Origin of the sequence: Hoeflea sp. IMCC20628 (assembly GCF_001011155.1) — a bacterium.
Lineage (GTDB): Bacteria > Pseudomonadota > Alphaproteobacteria > Rhizobiales > Rhizobiaceae > Hoeflea.
Genome location: NZ_CP011479.1, coordinates 2,341,225 through 2,364,474, shown reverse-complemented (window position 1 = coordinate 2,364,474; position 23,250 = coordinate 2,341,225). Strand labels below are relative to the sequence as shown.

Annotated in this window: 19 protein-coding genes; 9 read left to right on the top strand and 10 right to left on the bottom strand. The window is 58.8% G+C overall.

From position 1 onward, the window contains the following. A complete protein-coding gene (locus tag IMCC20628_RS11215; RefSeq protein WP_047030292.1) occupies positions 1-765 on the bottom strand; it encodes an NAD kinase in 765 nt (254 codons plus the stop codon). 120 nt (positions 766-885) lie between these two features. Next, positions 886-2,721, bottom strand: a complete 1,836-nt coding sequence (locus IMCC20628_RS11210; RefSeq protein WP_047030291.1) for a heavy metal translocating P-type ATPase — start codon at positions 2,719-2,721, stop codon at positions 886-888. Between the two features lie 204 nt (positions 2,722-2,925). On the opposite strand from IMCC20628_RS11210, the gene IMCC20628_RS11205 reads away from it, so the two are divergent. From IMCC20628_RS11205 to IMCC20628_RS11190, 4 genes are all read left to right on the top strand, one after another. Then, positions 2,926-4,335 carry a 1-acyl-sn-glycerol-3-phosphate acyltransferase gene (locus IMCC20628_RS11205; protein WP_047030290.1) on the top strand — a complete coding sequence of 470 codons (1,410 nt, stop codon included), beginning with the start codon at positions 2,926-2,928 and terminating at the stop codon, positions 4,333-4,335. A 165-nt stretch (positions 4,336-4,500) separates the two neighbouring features. Then, on the top strand, positions 4,501-5,250 hold the full coding sequence (locus tag IMCC20628_RS11200; protein ID WP_047030289.1) for a hypothetical protein: 750 nt from the start codon (positions 4,501-4,503) through the stop codon (positions 5,248-5,250). A 124-nt stretch (positions 5,251-5,374) separates the two neighbouring features. After that, on the top strand, positions 5,375-6,565 hold the full coding sequence (locus tag IMCC20628_RS11195; RefSeq protein ID WP_047030288.1) for an acyl-CoA dehydrogenase family protein: 1,191 nt from the start codon (positions 5,375-5,377) through the stop codon (positions 6,563-6,565). A 192-nt stretch (positions 6,566-6,757) separates the two neighbouring features. Further along, positions 6,758-8,041: a flavin-dependent oxidoreductase gene (locus tag IMCC20628_RS11190; RefSeq protein ID WP_047032473.1), complete on the top strand. Its 1,284-nt coding sequence runs from the start codon at positions 6,758-6,760 to the stop codon at positions 8,039-8,041. A 180-nt stretch (positions 8,042-8,221) separates the two neighbouring features. Here the strand turns inward: IMCC20628_RS11190 and IMCC20628_RS11185 are convergent, their stop codons facing one another. From IMCC20628_RS11185 to IMCC20628_RS11170, 4 genes are read right to left on the bottom strand one after another with little or no spacing between them, the layout of a single operon-like run. Continuing rightward, positions 8,222-9,673 (bottom strand): FGGY-family carbohydrate kinase, encoded by a 1,452-nt coding sequence (locus IMCC20628_RS11185; protein ID WP_047030287.1) that lies wholly within the window; start codon positions 9,671-9,673, stop codon positions 8,222-8,224. 3 nt (positions 9,674-9,676) lie between these two features. Then, on the bottom strand, positions 9,677-10,639 hold the full coding sequence (locus IMCC20628_RS11180) for a transketolase C-terminal domain-containing protein (RefSeq protein ID WP_047030286.1): 963 nt from the start codon (positions 10,637-10,639) through the stop codon (positions 9,677-9,679). After that, the gene (locus IMCC20628_RS11175; protein WP_047030285.1) at positions 10,639-11,472 is read right to left on the bottom strand and encodes a transketolase; all 834 of its coding nucleotides are present in this window, start codon (positions 11,470-11,472) and stop codon (positions 10,639-10,641) included. The genes IMCC20628_RS11180 and IMCC20628_RS11175 overlap by 1 nt, the downstream gene beginning before the upstream one ends. 9 nt (positions 11,473-11,481) lie before the next feature. Continuing rightward, positions 11,482-12,948, bottom strand: a complete 1,467-nt coding sequence (locus IMCC20628_RS11170; RefSeq protein WP_047030284.1) for a fucose isomerase — start codon at positions 12,946-12,948, stop codon at positions 11,482-11,484. 364 nt (positions 12,949-13,312) lie between these two features. Here IMCC20628_RS11170 and IMCC20628_RS11165 point away from each other — a divergent pair, with 364 nt between their 5' ends. The 5 genes from IMCC20628_RS11165 to IMCC20628_RS11145 all read left to right on the top strand — a co-directional run bounded on the left by IMCC20628_RS11165 (position 13,313) and on the right by IMCC20628_RS11145 (position 18,587). Continuing rightward, the gene (locus tag IMCC20628_RS11165) at positions 13,313-14,254 is read left to right on the top strand and encodes a D-ribose ABC transporter substrate-binding protein (protein ID WP_047032472.1); all 942 of its coding nucleotides are present in this window, start codon (positions 13,313-13,315) and stop codon (positions 14,252-14,254) included. 146 nt (positions 14,255-14,400) lie between these two features. Beyond that, the gene (locus IMCC20628_RS11160) at positions 14,401-15,045 is read left to right on the top strand and encodes a DUF2291 domain-containing protein (protein ID WP_047030283.1); all 645 of its coding nucleotides are present in this window, start codon (positions 14,401-14,403) and stop codon (positions 15,043-15,045) included. After that, positions 15,042-16,601: a sugar ABC transporter ATP-binding protein gene (locus IMCC20628_RS11155; RefSeq protein WP_047030282.1), complete on the top strand. Its 1,560-nt coding sequence runs from the start codon at positions 15,042-15,044 to the stop codon at positions 16,599-16,601. Before IMCC20628_RS11160 ends, IMCC20628_RS11155 begins: the two co-directional genes overlap by 4 nt. Continuing rightward, positions 16,598-17,665, top strand: coding sequence for an ABC transporter permease (locus tag IMCC20628_RS11150; RefSeq protein WP_047030281.1), 1,068 nt, complete (start codon positions 16,598-16,600; stop codon positions 17,663-17,665). Before IMCC20628_RS11155 ends, IMCC20628_RS11150 begins: the two co-directional genes overlap by 4 nt. Positions 17,666-17,777: 112 nt before the next feature. Beyond that, entirely contained in the window at positions 17,778-18,587 is an 810-nt protein-coding gene (locus tag IMCC20628_RS11145; RefSeq protein WP_245307919.1) for a DeoR/GlpR family DNA-binding transcription regulator, read from the top strand. A gap of 239 nt (positions 18,588-18,826) precedes the next feature. Here the strand turns inward: IMCC20628_RS11145 and IMCC20628_RS11140 are convergent, their stop codons facing one another. The 4 genes from IMCC20628_RS11140 to IMCC20628_RS11120 all read right to left on the bottom strand — a co-directional run bounded on the left by IMCC20628_RS11140 (position 18,827) and on the right by IMCC20628_RS11120 (position 22,994). Then, positions 18,827-19,279: an acyl-CoA thioesterase gene (locus IMCC20628_RS11140; protein ID WP_197078437.1), complete on the bottom strand. Its 453-nt coding sequence runs from the start codon at positions 19,277-19,279 to the stop codon at positions 18,827-18,829. 470 nt (positions 19,280-19,749) lie between these two features. Further along, positions 19,750-20,817 carry a betaine/proline/choline family ABC transporter ATP-binding protein gene (locus IMCC20628_RS11130; protein ID WP_047030279.1) on the bottom strand — a complete coding sequence of 356 codons (1,068 nt, stop codon included), beginning with the start codon at positions 20,815-20,817 and terminating at the stop codon, positions 19,750-19,752. Positions 20,818-20,829: 12 nt separating this feature from the next. Then, entirely contained in the window at positions 20,830-21,867 is a 1,038-nt protein-coding gene (locus IMCC20628_RS11125) for an ABC transporter permease subunit (protein ID WP_047030278.1), read from the bottom strand. A 155-nt stretch (positions 21,868-22,022) separates the two neighbouring features. Further along, positions 22,023-22,994 (bottom strand): ABC transporter substrate-binding protein, encoded by a 972-nt coding sequence (locus IMCC20628_RS11120; RefSeq protein ID WP_047030277.1) that lies wholly within the window; start codon positions 22,992-22,994, stop codon positions 22,023-22,025. Positions 22,995-23,250: the final 256 nt, after the last annotated feature.

Sequence of the window (23,250 nt, the reverse complement as noted above, 5' to 3'; positions counted from 1 at the left end):
TCAAGGAAGGAATTGTTCGGCCAGAATGCGTTCATTCCATGAATGGCTTGAATCAGTGAGGATGCGGGTGGTGTCATCGAGAGATTCGGCCACCCGGACCTGGGTCACTGATTTGACTTCGTTGTGGTCGGCCACGGCATTCACCGGGCGCTTGTCGGATTCGAGCACATCAATCGTGACGGTCACCTTGCTCGGCAACAATGCGCCACGCCAGCGCCGTGGCCTGAAGGCGCTGACTGGCGTGAGTGCCAGAAGCTGGGCATCAAGCGGCAGGATAGGGCCGTGCGCCGACAGATTATAGGCAGTTGATCCGGCAGGGGTCGCCACCATGATGCCGTCGCAGATCAGTTCCTCCAGCCGCACCTGGCCATCGACCGACAGCTGCAATTTTGCCGCCTGGTAGCTTTGCCGGAGCAGCGAGACTTCGTTGATCGCCAGCGCCCGGTGGGTCTTGCCGGACACGTCCGTGGCAATCATTTCGAGCGGACGGATGATGTTTTCCACCGCTGCATCGACGCGGCCGACCAGATCTTCGTCGGTGTAGACGTTCATCAGAAAGCCGACAGAGCCCCGGTTCATCCCATAGACCATGCGTCCGCTGTTCATTTGGCTGTGCAGGGTCTGTAGCATGAAGCCGTCGCCGCCCAGCGCCACAATCACATCGGACTCGTCCTCGCGGACATTGCCATAAAGCGCCGCAAGGTGTTTGGCGGCCGCCTGAGCATCCGGCGCGGATGAGGCGATGAAACTGAATTTCCGTGTCATGTGATGAGGTTACTCCCGCTCCTTGCATGACAATGGCAATTGAGCGGTCCGGACGCAAGGGGTGTGGGTCGGGCAATGGCAACAATGTCCGCCGTCGCGCCATCGCCAGTCCGGCATGGTTCAGGCCTTGATCCGCAAGGCCCTGAGCGCATTCAAAATGACGGCCACATCAATTACTTCTTGAAGGATGGCGCCTTGCACGGGGGTGATATGGCCGAGCGCCGCGGCAATCATCCCGGCGATCGATAGACCTATCCCGGCGATGACGCTTTGCACCGCTATCTGGCGCGATCCACGTGCCACCTTGAACCCGGGCAACAACCGATCGAGATTGTCGACCAGCAACACGACGTCGGCAGCTTCGGCGGAAGCCGCGGCACCACGGGCGCCCATGGCGACGCCGATATCGGCTGCGGCAAGTGCGGGGGCATCATTGACGCCGTCGCCGACCATCATCACCGGGCCGTTTTTGCGTTCGGTGAGAACCAGCAGCACTTTCTGGTCCGGGGTGAGGTCCGACCGGACCGCGTCAAGGCCCAGCCCTTCGGTCACGGCTTCGGCGACGGCGCGCCGGTCGCCGGTCGCCAGCAGAATGCGGTTGATGCCTTCGCGGCGCAAACTCGACAGAAGCTCCGCCATGCCGGACCTGAGCGCATCCGCCATCACCAGATGGCCCGCCGGCTTTCCGTCTACGGCAAGAGCCACGATGACGGCGCCCGGTTCAGCCAAGGCTTCGGATGAGCCGGAAGCGCCCGCCCGCGCAGCAACAAAACCGGTGCCACCAACAATAACCGCACGACCGTCAATGCTGCCTGAAACACCCTCTCCGGCAGTTTCGTCCGGTTCCTGCGGGACCGGAAGCTGCATTCCGCGAGCCTTTGCCGCGGCGACAAGCGCCTGTGCAATGGGATGCTTTGACGCCTGATCCAGAGCGGCGGCGAAATAGAGGATTTCATCGTCACTGAGCGTGCCGTGGTTCTCTATCGTGACAATCTGCGGACGCCCGTCGGTCAGCGTGCCGGTCTTGTCGAGGATCAGCGTCCGGATCTGCGCCATCGCCTCGAGCGGTTTGGCGCCCTTGATCAGCACACCGAAATGCGCAGCCCGCGACAGCCCTGCCACCAGCGCCACCGGAACAGCGATGATGAGCGGGCAGGGGGTGGCGACAACCAGAACAGCAACCGCGCGGACCGGGTCTCCGGTAAACCACCAGGCTGCAGAAGCCAGGGAAACCGTGACCGCCAGGAACACCAGCGAATAGCGATCGGCAAGCCGGGCCATCGGTGCCTTGGATTTCTGCGCAGTCTCCACCAGCCGGACAATTCCGGCATATGTGCTGTCTTTGGCCGGGCGGCTGGCCATCAGATCAAAGGCTTCGCCTGCATTTGTGGATCCGCTCATCACCTCGCTGTCGCGTTCCAGTCCGACCGGCATCGATTCCCCAGTCAGCGCTGATTGGTCGAGCATCGCCCGTTCGCTGGCAACTGTGCCATCGACCGGCGCCACATCACCCTGGCGGATCAGCAACAGATCTCCGGGCACGATCGTGTCCAGGTCAACCTCTTCGAGCGCTCCATTGTGGTGCCGCGTCGCCGTGCGGGGCACACGCGACAGAAGATCTCTCATCTCAAGCCTGGCACGGCCCTCCGCGAAACTTTCAAGCGAGGTTCCGCCTGAATACATCAACGCCACCACCGATGCTGCCAGGGTCTCGCCGAACAATAGCGCCGCCGACATTGACAGCACTGCGACAATATCAAGACCGACTTCGCCGCGCCGCAGGCTTCGCGCAATATCGACAACCAGGGCCACCAGAACCGGGATCACGCCGGCAGTCCAGACAAACTCCGCCGCCGTCGGAAATCCGGTGAGGCTGAGGACAAGTCCGCTGACAAGTCCCGCCAGCGCAATGGCCAAAAGTCCGGCATTCAGACGATCTTGAAAAAAGTAGTTCATTGCTAATCGGCTCCGGGCCGCGAGCGCCGCCACACAGTGAGGTCAGGTAGACGGGTTTCAAGCGCACCAAACAGCACGTCCGGACTCAGTCTATGGACGATTCCAATAGCATCCAAGCGCCGCGTCGTCATGCGTTGGGGTGAAGAGCTTTGCTGGACATGGCTTTGCGAACCACTAGTGTGTTGGCCTTGGGGCGGAGGGGCCATGTCACAAACCATCGAAGTGCCGTTCTGGGTGATCATCATTGCATCGGTTCTTGCTGCGATCGCCATTACCGACCGGTTGTTGTCGCCTGCGGTGCGCTGGTTTTTCCGGCGGCGGGTCAATCAGGCGATTGAAGAACTCAACACCCGGCTTCAGCTCAAGATCAGGTCATTCGGAACCACACGCAGGGAAGTGCTGATTGACCGGGTCAGCAATGACCCGCATGTGGTTGAAGCCGTTGCAGCCTTATCTCGGGAGACCGGAACTCCGATCCAGGTGGTGATCGCAAGAGCCTCCCGCTATGCGCGCGAAATCGTTCCGATGTTCAATGCCTATGCCTATTTCCGCATCGGTACGCGGCTGGCACGCTGGTTGGCCACCGCACTCTACCGGGTGCGGCTTGGTTACACCAACACCGATGCTCTGGCCAAGGTTGCGCCGGATTCCTCGGTGGTGTTTGTCATGAACCACCGCTCCAACATGGATTATGTGCTGGTCACCTATCTCGCCTCGTCCTCGACAGCGTTATCCTATGCCGTAGGCGAATGGGCGCGGCTGCCGGTGCTGCAGACTCTGATCCGTTTCATGGGCGCCTATTTCATCCGGCGCAACGCCCGCAATCCGCTCTATCGCAAAGTCCTTGCCACCTATGTGCGGATGGCGACCGAGGCCGGCGTCACCCAGGCTGTCTTCCCGGAAGGTGGCCTGTCGCGCGACGGGCTGTTGCGTCCGCCGCGCATCGGCCTGATCTCCTATATCGTGTCTGCCCATGATCACGTTGCCCATGACACGGTGTTCATCCCGGTCGGCCTCAATTACGACCGGGTGCTTGAAGACCGTTCGCTGGTGTTTGAAGCAGACCGCGACGGGCCGCCGCTGTCGAGCTGGCAGAAAACCGCAAAAACCTCTGCCTTTCTGTTCCGGAACCTGCGGCTGCGGCTGTCGGGCAAGTGGCATCGCTTTGGCTACGCCAGCGTGTCCTTTGGCGATCCGGTATCGGTTGACACATTTCTCGCTGCCCATGGCATCAGCAAATGGTCGGCGCTCACTGAAGCCAAGCGTGACCGTTTGACCGAAACGCTGGCCCATCAATTGATGCAGTCGATCGGAGCGCTCATCCCGGTGCTGCCGGTCTCGCTGGTATCATTGGCGCTGATCGACGCGGCTGCGGCTCCGGTGGATCGTCTCGAACTCAAGATCCGCATCGGTGCATTGATTGACCGTCTCGTCGGCAACGGCGTGCATGTGCATGTGCCTAGGCAGGACCGGGACTATGAGATCACGGTTGGACTGCGCATGCTGCTGTTGCGCCGGATTGTCAGCGAGACCGAGGACGGTCAGCTTGTGATCAATGCCAGGGACAAGCCGCTGGTTGCCTATTATGCCAACGCGATCCGCCATCTGCTCTGATGCCAGTCGGTCAAATGAGGTCTGCGGACAGCTTCCTGTGCAGACTGAGGACTGTCGTTTGACAGAGGCTGAACCAGCGGCAACAAGGCATTGGAACCGGAAACGATCAGATGCGAATGCGAATGGTGAAATGATGGGCTGCGGCACGGTTTGGCAGGAGCTTGCATGAATTTTGTGGTCCGGCACATCGTCCCGTGGATCAAGGTGATTGTGGCGCAGCTGCTGGGCCTTGGTTGCCTGTTTCTGGCGCGCGAATTTCTCACCGGCAACGCCATTGTGTCGCTTCTGCTGGTCGGGGTGACCGCATCGCTTGCCGGGCGGGTGCTCGGCCTGTCGGTCTACTGGATTCCGATCCAGCTGCTGCTGCCTTTTGCGCTTGTCTATTCGAATGTGATCCCGGCCTGGCTCTACCTGACCGGCTTCGTGCTGTGTGCGCTGGTGTTCTGGAACAGTGCAACGGGGCAGGTACCTTTGTATCTGACCAACACCAAAACCTGGACCGCCATTCAGACACTGGCAAAGGGGGCTGGTGCAAAGTCTTTTATCGACCTTGGCAGCGGCTCGGGCGGCGGCGTGGTGTTTCTCGCCCGCGCCCTCCCGGATCTCGTCGTGACCGGGGTGGAGACAGCGCCGCTTGTCTATCTGCTGTCAAAGCTCCGGGTTGCAGTGCTCGCACCGGCCAATGCCGCGATCAGATACCGCAACATCTGGCAGGAGGATCTGGGTGCCTACGATCTGGTCTACTGCTTTTTGTCGCCGGTGCCGATGCCGGAGATGTACCGCAAGGCACGCAAGGAAATGCGGCCAGGCACGCTTTTCGTCAGCAATAGTTTTTCCGTGCCTGATCACCAGCCAGACCGGATAATTGATGTGTCCGATGGCAGAAAAACCAGATTGCATGTCTGGAAAATGTAGCGGGGCCCGCGTCTGTACAGGCGCGACACACGTTGTATCGAAGATTTGCGGCTGGTATCCCTTCAGCGCCACCGCCCGCCGGTCAGCAAAATCAACCGGCAGCCAGAATCAGGATTGATCCGATATGAGCAAACTGTTGCAAAGAGAAGGGGTTCCGGCCCGCGCGCTCGCCATTGCCGACAAGGTCGAGGCTTTTGTCCGTGAAACCGTCGCGCTCTATGAACGCGATCCGCGCTGTGGAGCTCATGGGCCGTCGGAGGAACTGGCCGATGAGATGAAAGCGCTGGCGCGCACTGCCGGCGTGATGACCCCGCATATCCTTGACGATGGCGATCACCTGACCCAAACCGAAACCGCCGCCGTGCTGATGCGATCGGGCCTGTCGATCCTGGGGCCGCTGGCCTGCCACACCTGTGCGCCTGACGAGGGCAACATGTATCTTTTGGGCAAAGTCGCTTCGCCGGAGCTGAAAGAGCGGTTTCTGCCGCGGATGGTCGACGGCAGCATGCGTTCCGCCTTCTTCATGACTGAGCCCGCAGAGGATGGCGGTGCCGGCTCGGACCCGTCTATGATGCAGACCACCTGCAAGATGGACGGCAATCATTGGGTCGTGAATGGCCGCAAGACCTTCATCACCGGCGCAGACGGCGCCGGCATGGGCATTATCATGGCGAAATCCGATGACGGTGCCTGCATGTTCCTTGTCGATCTGCCTGATTCCGCGATCCGCATCGAACGGGTGATGGACACCATCGACAGTTCGATGCCCGGTGGCCATGCGGTGATCACCATCGACAATCTGCGCATTCCGGCAGATCAGATGCTGGGCGAATCGGGTGAAGGGTTCAAATATGCTCAGGTCCGTCTGGCGCCCGCGCGTCTGAGCCATTGTATGCGTTGGCTTGGCGCCTGCGTGCGCGCCCACGAGATCGCCACCAATTATGCCAACCGCCGCATGGCCTTCGGCAAAGCGTTGATTGATCATGAAGGTGTCGGCTTCATGCTGGCCGAGAATCTCATGGATCTCAAACAGGCAGAGCTGATGATCTACTGGTGCGCCGATGTGCTCGATAGTGGCGCGCAGGGCGGCGCAGAAAGCTCGATGGCCAAGGTCGCCGTCTCCGAGGCGCTGATGCGCGTGGCCGACCGCTGTGTGCAGTGCATGGGCGGGCAGGGCGTGTCAGCCGATACGATCGTCGAACAGGTGTTCCGTGAAATTCGCGCGTTCCGGATCTATGACGGCCCGACCGAGGTTCACAAATGGAGTCTGGCCAAGAAGATCAAGCGGGACTGGAAAGCGGAGAACGGGCTGTGATATCGGCGTTCGCCGGTACAGTCACGACGCCCGTGCATAATGGCTTCAGCGCTCGGACCGTGCGTCTGACCCCGCCTTGCCCGACTTGCAATTCTTTCGTCGGCGTTCAATCTGAAACTGTCAGTTCTGCCCACGATGGTAGTGCGATCACGCGCACCGGCGCGCAAGAACAAGCGGATGGAGCCTTTCAATATGGCGGATAGCAGGGTGATCATCGCCGGTGGCGGCATCGGCGGGCTGGCGCTTGCGCTGACATTGCACCAGATTGGCGTTGACTGTGTTGTGCTGGAAGCCGTCAACGAACTCAAGCCTTTAGGGGTTGGTATCAATCTGCAACCCAACGCCGTTCGCGAACTTTTCGACCTTGGTGTCACAGCAGAAGACCTGGATGCCCTCGGGGTTCAGGCCAAGGAATGGGCGCTGGTCGGGATGAAGGGGCAGGAAATCTATTCCGAGCCACGTGGCCTGCTGGCCGGTTATGACTGGCCGCAATACGCCCTGCACAGAGGCGAGTTTCACATGGCGCTGTATCGGCGCTTTGTCCAGTTGGGCGGAAAAGATGCCGTTCGGCTTGGCAGTCGTGCCACCGGCTACGCCACCAACCCGGACGGCGGCGTGACGGTGACCGTTGAGACGAAATCGGGCGAGCGGCATGAAACCGGCGCGCTGCTGATCGGGGCGGACGGAATCCATTCCGCCATCCGGGCGCAGATGCATCCCGCGCAACCGCCGATTCACTGGGGTGGTGCCATGATGTGGCGCGGCACGTCCCTTGCCAGGCCGGTCCGGACCGGTTCGTCCTTCGTCGGGCTGGGAACCCACAAGCACCGGATGGTGATCTATCCGATCTCGCGTCCCGATCCTCAAACCGGGCTGGCCCTGGTCAATTGGATCGCCGAGGTCACCCATGATGATCCTTCAGCCCATGAAACCATGGGCTGGTACCGACCCGTCGAGATTGGGGACTTCATCCATCATTTCGAGGACTGGACCTATGACTGGCTGGATGTTCCGGCTTTGATCCGTGGCGCCGATATCGCCTTTGAAAACCCGATGATCGACCGTGACCCGATTCCGACATGGGTGGACGGGCCGGTTGCCCTGATGGGAGACGCGGCGCACGCCATGTATCCAACCGGCTCGAACGGCGCCAGCCAGGCAATCATCGATGCGCGCATTCTGGGCGCAAAATTCCTTGCTCATGGCGTCGGCAAAGACGCTCTCTCCGCCTACAACGCGGACCTGTGCGAACCGATCTCGGCGCTGATTTTGCGCAACCGCGGGGCCGGGCCGTTCGGTCTGCTGAACATGGTCAACGACCGCTGTAGCGGCGAGTTCGACGATATCGATGACGTGATCCCGAAGGCCGAACGGGCCGAGTTCATGGCGAAATACAAAGCCGCAGCCGGGTTTGCCCGCGATAGGCTGAAAGCGGCTCCACCGACCATTGCACCGGGCGCTCGGGTGGTGTCTTAGGCGTTTGCTCACCTGCAAGCGCCGCAGGATGGCAACGGGACGAAAAGCCCATTTTGGCCTGCATAAACTGGTTCACTCGAAGCGCGATACAGCGACACATCGCTGAAAACCAGCTGTTTGGGCGCCGTGAAATGAAACAATCCTGCGTCTGAAACCGGAATGGATTATAAGGATAGAAAGCTAGTCGCAGGCGCGCCGTATGGCGTCCTGCCATGTCGCGCGGATGGCAGCGGCTGCTTCCGGCGTCATCCAGGGCTCATAGCGTTTGCTGCGTGTGTCGGGCAGCCATTCTTTTCCCAATGCGCGGAAAGCCATTGCGGCGGCGCCAAGCGCACTGACTTCCTCAACCACGGCGCTTTCAACCGAGCACTGAAGCAGGTCCGATTGCAGTTGCATCAAGAACGCATTTGACGAGGCCCCCCCGTCAGTCCGCAGGCCTGAAAGCCGCATGCCCACATCCGACTGCATCGCTTCGAAGACGTCAGCGATCTGCATGGCAATTGCTTCGAAGGTTGCGCGGGCGACATGCGCCGGTGTGGTGCCATGGGTCATGCCAGCCACTGTGCCTGTCGCGTGATCGTTCCAATGCGGTGCGCCAAGTCCGGAGAGGGCAGGCACGAAGGTAACCCCGTCTGCTGTGTCCACCGTTTGCGCCAGATCGGAAAGCTGCCCCGCATCACCGATCCCCAGAAGGCCTGCGATAAAGGCGGCGGCTTGTGCCGACACCAGTATATTCCCTTCAAGGGCATAAGCGGTGCCGGATTTGTCGGTCCAGGCGATGGTGCCTGAAAGCCCGTGGCTCGAGGACACCCGTTGCGGGGTCAACGTCATCAGTGAAGAGCCGGTGCCATATGTGGCCTTGACGGTGCCGGGACGGCGGACGCCGTGACCGTAAAGTGCTGCATGGCTGTCCCCAAGCATCGTCATGATGGGGGTGCCTGATGGAAGACTGGTCACTCCAGCGGCCGTCTCACCGAACCGGCTGTCCGAAGGCCGGGGTTCAGGCAGGCAGGATGTCGGTGTCCCGAATATCTCCGCCAGTTCGCTGCTCCATTCCAGTCTCTCCGTGTCGAACAGTTGCGTGCGCGACGCGTTGGAATGGTCTGTCGCGAACACGGCTCCGTCCGTCAGTTTCCATAACAGCCAGCTGTCGACCGTCCCGGCGCGCAGCCGACCTTGCGAAAGCAGCTCTCTCGCTTCCTGCCGGTTCTTGAGTATCCAGGCCAGTTTAGACGCGGGAAACATCGGATTGATGCCAAGCCCGGTCGCAGCTTCCACGGCTTTGTTGTGCCCTGCCGATATCAGTGAAGCACATTCGGGCGCTGTGCGCCGGCATTGCCATAAGATCGCCGGGCCGACCGGTTTGCCGGTTTCCGCATCCCACGCCACGATGGTTTCGCGCTGGTTCGAAATCGCGATGGCATCAATGCTGCGGCCATTCATCTGCGCCACAACCGCGCCGATCACGGAACGTGTATCATCCCATATTCCTGTGGCGGACTGCTCCGCCCATCCAGGATGCGGATATTGAGTGCTCGACGGGGACGAAGCCCGTGCATGTATATGTCCGGACTCGTCGACGATCAGAGCCTTGGTGTTTGTGGTTCCCTGATCGATCGCCAAGACAAGCATGAATCAGGCTCCCTTGCGGCGAATGGCGATGCGGGCGGCGCTGGCAATGCCTTCCCGGCTCAAGCCGAATTCCTCAAACAGGCTGGCGATGGATCCGGTCGGCATGAAGCCCGGGAAGCCTACGCGCTGGACGGGCACAGGATGGGTCGCCGAGGTGCATTCCGCAACGGCACCGCCGAGCCCGCCGCGATCAAGCGCTTCCTCCACGGTCACGATCGCGCCGGTTTCTTTCGCTGCCGCCGTGACCGCGTCGGTATCGAGCGGTGAAATCGTGTGCATGTTGAGAACGCGGGCGGAGATGCCTTCCTCAGACAGTGTGTCCGAGGCTTGCAGGGCAAGGTGAACTGTCGTGCCATTGGCCATGATTGTTACGTCGGAACCAGATCTCTGCAATTCCGCCTTGCCGGGTGTGAAGGTACGGTCTGGCAAATCCAGTGTGGGGACCTTCATCCGTGACAGCCGCAGATAAACCGGTCCCTCATGCGCCGCAGCCCATTTGACTGCTTCAGCGGTTTCCCATGCGTCGCAGGGCGCAACCACGGTAATCGGACCAAGCGCCCGCAACCAGGCAAAATCCTCGATCGAGTGGTGTGTGGCGCCCAGTTCGCCATAGGCGATGCCGGATGACTGGCCGACAAGTTTGACGTTGAAGCCGGCATAGGCGACATCCGCCTTGAGCTGTTCCATGGCCCGCGCAGTCAGAAAACACGACGCGGCCGAAACAAATGGAATCCGCCCGCCATTGGCCAGACCGGCGGCAATGCCGACCATGTTCTGCTCGGCAATGCCGACATTGATGGTGCGACCGGGGAACTTCTCCTGAAATCCGCCGAGATTGGACGATCCGACCGAGTCATTGACCACAACGACAATCCGGTCATCAGCCGACGCGAGCTCTTCAAGGGTCTCGGCCCAGGCCTTGCGGCAATCGAACCCCGGGGCGGTGGTTGCTGCAGCGACAGCCATTAGACCAGTTCCTTCATTGCTTGCGCGAATTGTTCGGCGTTGGGCACACCATGGTGCCATTTCGCCTGATCTTCCATGAATGAGACACCCTTGCCCTTCACCGTATTGGCAATCACGCAAAGCGGCTTCTCTCGGTTGCCCACCGGCGCGCTAAGCGTGTCGAGCAACTGGCCGTAGTCATGGCCATCAATCTCGACGACATGCCAACCAAAGGCGCGATATTTGTCGTCAAGCGGGTCGAGCCCGTTGGTGTCTTCGGTCCGTGCGCCCTGTTGCAGGCGGTTGCGGTCGATGATCAGCGTCAGGTTCTTCACCTTGCGGTTGCCTGCGGTCATGGCCGCTTCCCAGTTCGACCCTTCTTGCTGTTCTCCGTCTCCGGTGAGCACGTAGGTGCGATAGTCCGCTCCGGTAATCTGGCCGGAAATGGCAATCCCCAACGCGACCGGAAAACCGTGACCAAGCGGTCCCGTGTTGGTCTCGACACCCGGCAGATATTGACGGTTCGGGTGACCGTTGAGTTTTGAGTGGTGGCCCATATAGGTGTCGAGCCAATCCTGCGGATAATACCCTGCGGCAGCCAGTGCGGTGTAGAGCGCTCCAGTCGCATGCCCCTTCGACATCACGAAACGGTCCCGCTCCGACCAATCCGGCCGTGCAGGGTCGTACCGAAGCACGCCGAAGTACAGCGTGGCCAGCACGTCAATTGCTGAGAAATCGCCGCCAAGGTGACCAAGCTGCTTGGCGTAGACCATCTTCATGGCCTGCTGCCGCATCCACAGCGCCTTGTCACGGATGAGAGCGTCAGAATTATCGGTTTTCAGTGCGCGGGTCATACGCCTGTCTCACTTGCGGTTCGGAAAGAAAAGTTCAGGCTCGGGCGTGCCGTTGTGGTGATAGGTGGGCCAGCCGAGATACCGGGTGATCGCTTCGTTGACGACATCGGCATAGTGACCTCGCACCATGGCCACGTGGTGCTCGAAGCCATTCTGGCTGACAAACCGCATCAACTCGCGTAACCGTTCAACCTTGGTGACGGCAATGCCGCCGTCCATGCCGAAGGGATCGTCGGTAAACTCGCCTTCGCCCAGATAGGCCTTGAGCATGCCGTTGCGGTCATCTGATGAGAGCCGGAAATAGGTCATGTCTCCTGCCTGCACCTTGCCTTTGACCGCGCCAAAGCACTTCTCGCGGCCAATGACTTCGCCGAGCACATCGAGTTCGCCGATTTCCGGTGTCGTGCCCAGGAAGGTTTTGGGGAAGTTGCCGCAATGGGTGCAGACACACTTGTCGACATGGTCGGCGTAGTTGTTGTTCCAGTCCAAAATGGCGGCCGGCGCGCTGGAGGCCAGCGTCAGCGCATACATCGAGACCGCCCCCATCACATCGACTTCACAGGCCGACGGCGCCAAATCCTCGCCCATCATCGACATGGTCAGGCAGGTGGCACAGCCGAAATTGTCCTGAAGCGAACGCCAGCACTGGATCGCCGATGCATCGCATTCGTTCTCATTGATCCAGCGGTTGACGGCCAATGTCCATTTCGCCTGCTTGAGCACCTGGGCTTCGCGGATATGTTTGGGAATACGGCCATAATTACGAATCCGTTCAAGGCCGGACACCAGATCATTGTCGCTGTCCTTGATGGCTTCAGCAGCCCCGATGAGTTCGGACAGATCTGCCGTAATCACGGTAATGCCGGATTGCTGCAGCAGTTTCTCTGAAAACCGCATTGTCTGGAACGGCGCGGTCCGCGCGCCAATCGCGCCGACCCGGGCATTCCTCAAGCCATAGACTGTGCGGCAAACACGGGAGAAACGGTCCAGATCGCCGAGGAATTCATCGCCATCGATATCGCAGGTGTGGTTGGTCGTTTCCGTGAATGGAACGCCATATTGCCAGAAATTGTTGGCAACCGAGAGCTTGCCGCAAAAGGCATCCCGGCGGGAATGCACATCCACCTTGTCCAACTCGTCATTGGAAGCCTGAAGCAGGATCGGCACATCGAGTTTGGTGCGGTTGATCAGTTCCGCAATGGCAATCTCGTCACCGAAATTGGGCAGGCAGATCACCAAACCATCGATGTTGTCCCGATGCTTCTTGAAGTGCTCGGCATAGAGCTTGGCGTCGGGGATCGATTGAACGGCGCCGTTATCGGTCGCCTCAACCGGCAGGATGACAGCATCGACACCCAGCTTTTCCAGTTGCGCCAACACCTGCGTGCGTGCATCAATACATGGAGCTGGACTGAAGAAGGCGCGGCTTCCAATCACAACGCCAAGCGAAATCCTGCGGTTTACAGTCCGTATCATCTGGTCCTCCCGTTACCACAATGCCGGCGCGATCATCATCGACACACGAGATCGTTGGCTTTCGTATGGTTTCGAATGTTATCGAATAGCTCGTTTTGAAGCAAGCTGGTAAATTTGGGATTCATCCCTTCAGAGCTCCTGGGTATGGTTATATTCCATCAATATTGGCAGAAATTACCTTATTGTGCTGAAAATGTTGAATATATTTCCGATTGGCACGATTTCGACGGGTTTCGAATGCCCCGAAGTCATCACAAAAAACGCAGCAAACGAAATAGATATTGACAACAAACAAAAATTAATGCCGAATTCCCGCCCAGAAGTTGCGCCCGGAGGGGGTGTGATTTTCAAGGGAGGTTACATCATGAATATCAAGAGACGTCTGCTTATCACCGCCATGGCTGTAAGCGTGTTTGGCGCTGCATCCGGTTTTGCTGCTTCGGCGGCCACCATCGCCATCATCACGCCAAGCCATGACAACCCGTTCTTCAAGGCCGAGGCCGATGGCGCTGACGCCAAGGCCAAGGAGCTGGGCTACGACACCATGGTTCTGGTGCACGATGATGACGCCAACAAGCAGTCTGAACTGTTTGACAGCGCCATTGCAGCCGGAGTGGTCGCGATCATCCTCGACAACGCCGGCGCTGACGCATCGGTCGCAGCCGTGCAGAAGGCCAAGGATGCCGGTATCCCGTCATTCCTCATCGACCGCGAAATCACCGCCACTGGCGTTGCGGTCTCGCAGATCGTGTCGAACAACTATCAGGGTGCCCAGCTCGGCGCCGAAGAGTTCGTCAAGCTTATGGGCGAAGAAGGCGAATATGCCGAGCTCGTTGGCAAGGAGTCCGACACCAATGCCGGTATCCGCAGCCAGGGCTACCACGACGTCATCGACCAGTATCCGGACCTGAAGTCGGTTGCACGGCAGACGGCCAACTGGTCGCAGACCGAAGCCTACACCGTGATGGAATCGATGCTCCAGGCAAATCCTGGTATCAAGGGCGTCATTTCCGGCAACGACACCATGGCGATGGGGGCACGCGCAGCACTTGAAGCAGCCGGCAAGAACGACGTGATCGTTGTGGGCTTTGACGGCTCGAACGATGTGCGGGACTCGATCATGGCTGGTGGCATCAAGGCCACTGTGCTGCAGCCGGCCTATCAGCAAGCGCAGCTGGCTGTCTCGCAGGCAGACCAGTACATCAAGACCGGCTCGACCGGCCTTGATGAAAAGCAGCTGATGGATTGCGTGCTGATCAATGGCGACAACGCTTCCAAGCTCGAGACATTTGCTCTCTCCAACTAAGGCGCTGCATAGTCCGATCGGGGCGCGGGCATCCGCGCTCCGGTTTTGGTTTATGCGACTGCCGGCCCTGGGGCCGGATATGAAATGGCAAGGAGCCGGCCCGCCGTGTTCTGTGCTGCATTTCAATCATTACGGCAGAGAGCATCATGACCCGCAAAACGATCCTGGCACTTTGTGCCGTTGCCATATTCAGCCTTTCCGGTTGCAAGCTGGTCAAGAACCTGCCCGAGGGTGAAAAGGCTGTATCTGCCGGTGCCGGCGGCGATAGAGTGCGAACCGAGCAACGCATCGCCGATACCTTCGAAACACAACTCCTGCCCTATGTACGTGACAAGGCGCTGGACTTTGCTGCCCTGAAAACCGCTCTCGCCAAGGGGCTTGATATTGCCGGGCAAGCGCACGGAAATCGCGGCTCGGGTGCTGGGGCTGCATGGAACTTTGCAGTAGCGGACACGGGTGTCATCGTCTCGGCCAAACTCGACACGCGCGCCCGTGTGGCCGATCTGGACATTGATGGTGATGGCGCAGCAGATCTGACCGTACAGCTCGGTCCTGTGATCCGTGGAAACGCATTGCGCGACATCGCGCCATTTTACAATTTCGACGACTTTCGTGACCAGATAGAATTCGCCAAGCTTGGTCGCGCGCTCAACGATCGCATCTCGGCTATGCTGCAGTTGCCCGAAGGCGACCTGATCGGCCGTTCGATGACGTTCACAGGCGTGGTTCCTCTCAAGAAGGCAGACGAGGCGATTGTCGTGACCCCGATCAGTGTGGATGTGAAGCCATGACACTGGCTCAGCTGATCGACGACGGTCACCCCATCGGACTGACCATCCGAGGCGCCACCAAGGTCTATCCCGGCACTGTGGCGCTCAAGAACGTGGATTTCGACATACGCATGGGCGCGGTCAACGTACTCGTGGGCGAAAATGGAGCCGGCAAGTCAACCCTGATGAAGGTCATCGCCGGCGTCGAAACCTTGACCGGGGGGCAAATAAAAGTAGATGGCCGCCCCGTGGAGTTCCGCACCAAGGATGACGCAGTGGCCAACGGCATCGGCATCGTCTTTCAGGAGCTCAACCTGTTCCCGGATATGAGTGTCAGTGAAAACGTGTTCATGGCCAGGGAGCCTGTGCGGTTTGGAGTGGATATCGACCGCGCCGCCGTTGAGGACCGCACACACGTTCTGATGCATCGGCTGGAGCAGGACATCGATCCGAATACGACGCTGGGGCATCTCAGGATCGGGCAGCAACAGGTGGTCGAGATTGCCAAGGCTCTGGCGCAGAACGCGAAAATCCTGATCCTCGACGAGCCGACATCCGCGCTATCGGCCGCGGAAGTCGAGGTTCTGTTTCGCATCATCGATGAGCTGAAAGCCCAGGGCGTTGGAATTGTCTACATCTCGCACCGGCTTGAGGAGCTTATCCGGGTGGGGGATTACATCACCGTTTTGCGTGATGGTGAGATCACCGGTTCACGTTCGATGCAGGGGGTCGATATTCCCTGGATCGTGCAGGCCATGATTGGTGGAAAATCAAAAGATTTCTCGCAATCCCTTGGCCATGAATTCGGCGAGGAAGTCTTCCGTGCAGAAGACATTGCACTGCCCAAGATGGGCGGCGGCTTCATGGTCGATCATGTATCGCTGTCCGTTCGTGCCGGCGAAATTCTCGGCCTCTACGGATTGATGGGCGCCGGACGCTCCGAATTTCTTGAATGCATCATGGCGCAGCACCCTGAATCCAGGGGGCACTTTTTTGTCGATGGCAAGGAAATGCGCGAGAAACACGTCTCGGGACGGATTGCGCGCGGCATCGCGCTGGTGCCGGAGGACCGCAAGCGCGACGGGCTGATACAGATCATGTCGGTTCGCGAGAACATAACCCTGTCTTCTCTTCCCCAGTTCACCACCGGCTTTCACCTCAGCCTGCGAAAAGAAGCGGCCCGCGCTGTCGAATTCATCAAGCGGATGACGGTGAAGGTCGCCAGCCCCGACAATCCGATCTCATCCCTGTCGGGGGGCAATCAGCAAAAGGTCGTCATCGGCAAGGCGCTGATGACCGGGCCGAAGGTGCTGTTGATGGATGAACCCTCCCGCGGGATCGATATTGGGGCGAAGGCCGAAATCTATCACAAGATGCGGGATCTGGCAGCCGAAGGGATCGGGATCATTTTCGTGACCTCAGACCTCGAGGAGGTTCTGGCGCTCTCTGACCGGATCATCGTTATGGCTGATGGTCGCATCAGCGGTGAGTTCGGCAGGAATGCAAATGCTGCCGAAGTGATCGCCGCCGCCACTCCGGCCAATGCCAGAAGCAAGAACAAGGACTTGGTGTCATGAGTGTGAAGAGTGATAGCGTCGCAGTGAAATCGGGATCCAACACCAATTGGCTTTTGCTGTTGCTCAAGGCGCGCACTTTCGTGGCGCTGCTGCTGGTGTTGGCGTTCTTTTCGGTCATGGCGCCGAATTTCCTCAGCACTGCCAACGCCATACTCGTATCGAAGCATGTGGCGATTAACGCCTTCCTGGCAATCGGGATGACCTTCGTCATCATCACCGGCGGTATTGATCTTTCTGTCGGCTCGGTGGTCGGGTTGACCAGCATGGTGGCAGGCTGGCTGGTATTGAACGGCATCGATGTCGGGCTTGGATGGTCGATCCAGTTCAACACTTTTGAGATTGCCGCGATCGTCTGCCTCGCCGGTGTGTTCGTCGGCTGGATCAACGGCATCTTGATAACCAGGCTCAATGTGGCGCCGTTCATAGCCACGCTCGGCATGCTTTACGTCGCCCGTGGTGCGGCACTGCTTTTTTCGGGCGGACGTACGTTCCCCAACCTCAACGGCAATCCTGAATATGGATCGGACACGTTCCCGCTGATCGGCACCGGCAACTTCCTTGGCCTGCCGGTGATGATCTGGATGCTGATCGTGGTTGCACTTGGCGCATCCTACATTGCCAGCCGGACGCCGCTTGGACGGCAGATCTATGCCACAGGCGGCAATGAGCGGGGTGCCGCCCTGTCCGGCGTCCGGGTCAACCGGGTAAAGATGTTTGTCTACATGTTTGCCGGCCTGATGGCTGCGATCGTCGGCCTTATCATTGCGTCACAGCTTCGCGCCGCTCATCCGGCCACGGGTGAGTTTTTCGAGCTTAACGCCATCGCCGCCGCGGTTCTGGGCGGAACGTCGATGTCCGGGGGGCGCGGACGGATTGCCGGCACGATCATCGGCGCTTTCGTGATCGGTATTCTGTCCGATGGCCTCGTCATGATGGGGGTATCCTCGTTCTGGCAGATGGTCGTCAAAGGCCTTGTCATTATTGCAGCCGTGGTCATCGACCAAGCGCAAAGCCGTCTGCAGGCGAGGGTGGCGCTTGCCCAGGAGGTTGCCCTGAACAAGTAGGGCGCGGATTGTGCGAAGTTTGGCTGAGTTGTTGCTCTTGCAGGTGTTTGAAACTAAGTGAGGTCGTCATGCGGTCATTCGAAACGAATGACCGGGGTCAAGGAGTTACGGCTTGCAGGAACAACCGGATACCGAACGCAACGGAAACATGGCCGGCCTGCTGTCCGAGCCACGCCGTCGCCGTATCCTTGAGTGGATTGAGGAGGAGGGTTCTGCCCGCGTCCGTGATCTGTCTGCTGCCTTCCAGGTGTCGGAAGCCACCATACGCCAGGATCTCGAACGTCTGGAAAAGGAAGGCCACATTACCCGCGAACATGGCGGCGCCTTTCTCAACGCCATGCGCGGACAGATGCCGGGTTTTGTTCTTCACCATCAGGTCAATATGGACAAGAAACGCAAGATTGGCGCGTATGGCGCCAGCCTTGTTGCTGATGGCGAAACCCTGATCCTTGATGCAGGCACGACAACGACCGAGATTGCCACACGCCTCGGCACGCGCAAGAACCTTACCGTCATCACCAATGCGCTCAACATCGCAGTTATCCTTGGAACAGTTCCGGGCTTCGCCGTGCATATGCCCGGCGGGCAGTTCAAAGCGCCGACCCTGTCGCTGTCCGGTGACAAATCGGTTGAGTATTTTCGCGGCATTTTTGCCGGAAAACTGTTTCTTGCAACGGCCGGCGTGGCGCTGGACGCGGGTCTGACCTATCCGAGTTTCGCTGATCTTCAGTTGAAAGAAGCCATGATCAAGGCGGCAAGCCACATCTATCTCGTGGCGGATTCGACCAAGATCAACCGCACTTCGTTCACCCGTCTCGGCGCGCTCGAACTGGTAAATTCCTTCATTACCGATGACGGAATATCCGATTCAGACGCCAAGGAATTCGAACGCCGCGGCGTCGAATTGCTGATCGCCGAGTGAGGTCTGCCAGACGGGAGGTTGTTGTGAACCTGCTCCCCTTGGCATTGACGATCTCTGAAGCTGTCGAAATCTGAGATGGGCCAGCGAAACTGTCAGCCTGCTGCGACCATTCTTGGCGAGCATCCTGCACAAGCTCTGCCCTGCCAGGGCAAATCGCTTCTGCCTGGAAATAACCCAAAACCTGGTAGGGGAAAGTTCGCGTGCAGTAGCTCCATCATTATCAATACGGACGAAACAGTTCAGCTTGGCAAAAACCGTCGAGCAATGTCGTGAGCGATCCTTTGTGGTCGTCGGGTAATCGCATTGACACAACACCACGAACTGCGCACTTCGGCGACCACATCTTCACCGCGCCGGAAGTCTGTTGAAAATGACGCCCGAGACCCGCGCGTTCCAGTCGCCGTGACCAGGGCATACACTTGATCATTTAGATATAGCGGCATTCGATAGACGATCTCATGTTTGAGAGCCACCCAGAGAAGTTCCTCCTGAGCATCAAGGGGGGAGATGTGTTGCCAATATCCGACAACGGCCTCCTGCACCCATCGAAGATACACAGCATTGTTAACATGCCCCATGCCGTCGATATCGCCCGGTGTGATCGCTATTTGATGCTCGAATGTTGGCGCCGCTGATGTGGTCATGTTGTTAAGGTGGGGCTGCTGGTAGCGCGATACAATGCGCAGCTGCATTGCTGAGGTTTCAAGGACGCCACAAAGATAATTGCGGTTTTGTTTCTTCTACCATTCGATAAGGTCGATCGCGTCGATGCGCAGTGTGAGGTCATGGATCTGCAGATAGTTCTGATTGTGCGGACGGTCTTTCTAAAGCCTTGTCTCGCACGGCTGTTGAGGACCATTCGGTCCTGGAGCTTCTTTTTCCCCGTGCTTAGCAGTGATGGCGACATGGACGCCCTTGACCTTGCCTGGCAGGCGCAAGCTCTCTCAATGAGCGCGAGATGATGCGCCGTCAGCGAACTACTTGCTCAGGCGTTAGCGCGCCTGAGCTCATGCGCCGTGGACTGCAAGTGTTTTCAGAAAGGAAAGCTGGGTCGCTGCGACATTCACTTTCATTGCGGCCATGCGTCGAATTCGGTCATGCCAATTCAACTCCCGCCCGAAAATCTCCGGGCAATGGGCTTTCCCGCAAGCGGGCTGCCCGGTCAACCGCTAAGTCGAGCACTCTCCGGAGTGTCAGATTGTTCTGACGGCACCAGTGCGCGGACCAGCTTACGCATGTCCAGGACACCAACCGGCTTGCCGTTCTTCATCACGCGATAGCTCAGGGCGGTGTCGCCTTCGGACCGTGCAATCACGGATTCCAGCGTGTCGTCATGATCGATCTCGCCCGCTCGTTCGCCCGGCGCGTGTGGTGTCGCGAGCATGACGGAACGGACCCGCAGCACCCGCGCGCGGTTGATGTCGCTGACGAAATCCTCGATGTAGGGATCGGCCGGATGCAGCAAAATGTGCTGCGGTTCGCCCTGTTGGACAACAAAGCCGTCCTTGAGGATGACCAGGTGGTCCGCCAGTTTCAGTGCCTCGTCCAGATCGTGGGTGATGAACACCACGGTCTTCTGCAGCTCGGCCTGCAAATCGTTCAACAGATTCTGCATGTCGGTGCGGATCAGCGGGTCAAGTGCTGAAAACGCCTCATCCATCAGCATGATGTCCGAATTGCTGGTCAGCGCGCGCGCAATGCCCACCCGCTGCTGCATTCCGCCCGAGAGCTGATGAGGATACTGGTCGGCTTGTCCCTGCAGTCCGACACGGTCGAGCCATTTGCGCGCCTCATCGGCGTATTTGCGTTCGCTCTGCCCTTCGATGGAAGGCGCCAGGCCGGCATTTTGCAACACCGTGCGGTGCGGCAACAGCGCGAATTTCTGGAAAACCATGGACATCTTGTGCTGACGCAGATGCCGCAATTGGCTTTCGCCATACTCCATGATGTTCTCGCCTGCGACCCACACCTCGCCCGCTGTCGGCTCGATGAGCCGGTTGAGATGCCGGATGAGCGTCGATTTGCCCGAGCCGGACAGCCCCATGATGACGGTCGTTGCCCCGGCGCGCATATCGACATTGATGTCGTTGAGGCCTAGCACATGATTGTGTTTTTCGAGCAGTTCCGTCTTGCTCATGCCGTCATTGACCATTTGCAGAGCCGCTTCGGGATTGTCTCCGAAAATCTTGTAGAGATTGCGGATCGAGATCTTGATTTCTATATCGTTCATATCTGTGACCGCCTATCTCGACTGACTTACATTGATGCGGGCCAGTGCCGCCTTGGTGACGCGATCGAGAATGATCGCCAGAAGCACAATGCCAAGACCCGAGAGCAGGCCGACGCCAAGCTCCAGCGACCGGATGCCGCGCAGCACCAGCACACCCAGACCAGGGGCCGACACCAGCGATGCGATCACCACCATTGCCAGGCTCATCATGATGGTCTGGTTGACGCCGGCCATGATGTTGGGAAGCGCCAGCGGGATTTGCACGTTGAACAGTTTTTGCTGCTTGGTCATGCCAAAGGCGTCTGCCGCTTCGATCACGTCCGGGTCTACCAGCCTGATGCCGAGATCAGTCAGCCTGACCACAGGCACGATGGCGTAGAGAATGATGGCGATGCCATAGAGCTTCGGCTCGGTGACCGAGAACAGGAAGATCAACGGGATCAGATAGACAAAAGGCGGCAGGGTCTGGAGCATGTCCAGAATCGGGATCATGACGCGCTGGACGCGGTCGCTGCGCGACATCGCAATCCCGATGGGAACCCCCAGCAACACGCAGGTCAACGCACAGACGAAGATGATCGCCAGCGTCTGCATTGTGTAGACATAATAATCAACAAAGCCGAGGAACCCGAAACAGATGGCGACCAGCGCGACCAGTTTCAGCTGCCGGCCGACCACCCAGGAAATCAGCATCAACAGCGGGATCATGATGAACCATGGCACCGATTGCATCACCCAAAGCGATTCATTCAGCGCCCAGCTCAGGGGCTGGGTCAGCGGGTCGACAACCATTTTCAGACTGTCCTTGACCGAAAGAAAGCCTTCTTCCAGGCCGCTGGTCAGTTCGCGCGATCGCGGAAACGAGGTGCATGCTTCATGCAGTGCGTCCATGGAAGGAAATGGTGTTTCCCATGGCGATACGACACCCTCGTTGCCCGAAGTCTCGGCCAGCAGTTGCGCCATGGAGGTCATGCCGCCGGCATCATCACCGCTGTCGCCGCACCAGTTGCGCAGTCCCAGCGCGTTGAAAACGAAATCGTAAGTCGCCATTCATCCCTCATCCGGACATAAAACAGTGGCCCCATAGCGGGCCACCGTTTTCAATTTTATTGATCAATGAAAGGGCCGGCTGATGTCAGCCTGGCCCTCTCTGTTGGCAAATCATTCAGGCGAAGGCTGGCACGAGACGTGCCAGCCGGAACCCGTTACTTCAGCAGTACGGCCAGTTTTTCCTTGGCGGAATCATTGATCCAGCCGCTCCACGCATCCGGATTGTTCTTGAGGAAATACACAGCCGCTTCCTCATTGGATGCGTTTTTCTCTTCCTTCCAGGCCAGCAACTGGCTCATCGTATCCGTCTGGAAAGTCACGTTGCTCATCAGCTTGGCGATATCAGGATGGGATGCCATGAAGTCCTTGGTCACAATCGTCAGCACAGACGCTGCCGGAAATGCGGATGGCTTGGGGTCGGGCGCATCGGCGTTCTGGCTAGCCAGAAACGCTTCCTCGTTGTATTCACCCATATCAATGCTGGTCATGTCGAACTTGCCGAGCGGCGTCGTTGGGCCCCAATAATAGCCGAACCAAGCTTCCTTGCTCTCAAAGGCAGCAGCCATCGAGGTTGCCAGCGTTTCGCCGGAACCATGATTGAAGATCTCGAAGCCCTTGCCTTCCAGATCGTAGGCACGGATCAAATTGTCGTTGACAATGCGGCAGCCCCAGCCATCGGGGCAGTTGTTGAACATGCCGCCGACGAGTTCAGGATTGGCCATCACGCCATCGATTGTCGCAAGTTCTGGATGCTCCTCGACCAGATAGGTCGGCAGCCACCAGCCCTCGACGCCGCCGGGATCAAGGACGTTGCCGAGCTCGACGATTTTGCCGTCAGCCTTCAACTTCTTGTAAGCATCGCCAGCGGAATTTTCCCACAGCTCGGTTACAATGTCTGGCTCGTTGTTTTCAGACAGCGAAGTCATGGCCGGCGTGGTGTCGGACGGGACCGCCGTCACGTCACAGCCATAGCCCTGTTCCATCAGGAATTTCGAGACCGCTGTCACGATGGCGGCTGAATCCCAGTTCATCTGGGTGATCGTGACTTCGCCGCAGTTTTCCTGTGCCAAAGCCGCTGTAGGGGACGCGAGTGCTGCCACTGCAGCAGCGAAAAGAATGCGTTTCATATATGGGTATCTTTCTAATTTTATTGTTTTGCGGGTGACGACCATGGGTTGGAAGCACCTGCAAAAGGCCCATGAGTGCAGCTGTTGCTGTCGGGCGCGGTCAGTCTGCCGTAGCAGTTCGATTGCCCGCGGCGTTTCCGCGGGAATGAATTGACAGGCATGTTGATACTGAATCTGTCATGTTATTCAGATTAGGGAACTACCACGTCCAAAAACACTCCGGACTGATGCAGGTTAGGATGAGGGTCCGTCATTG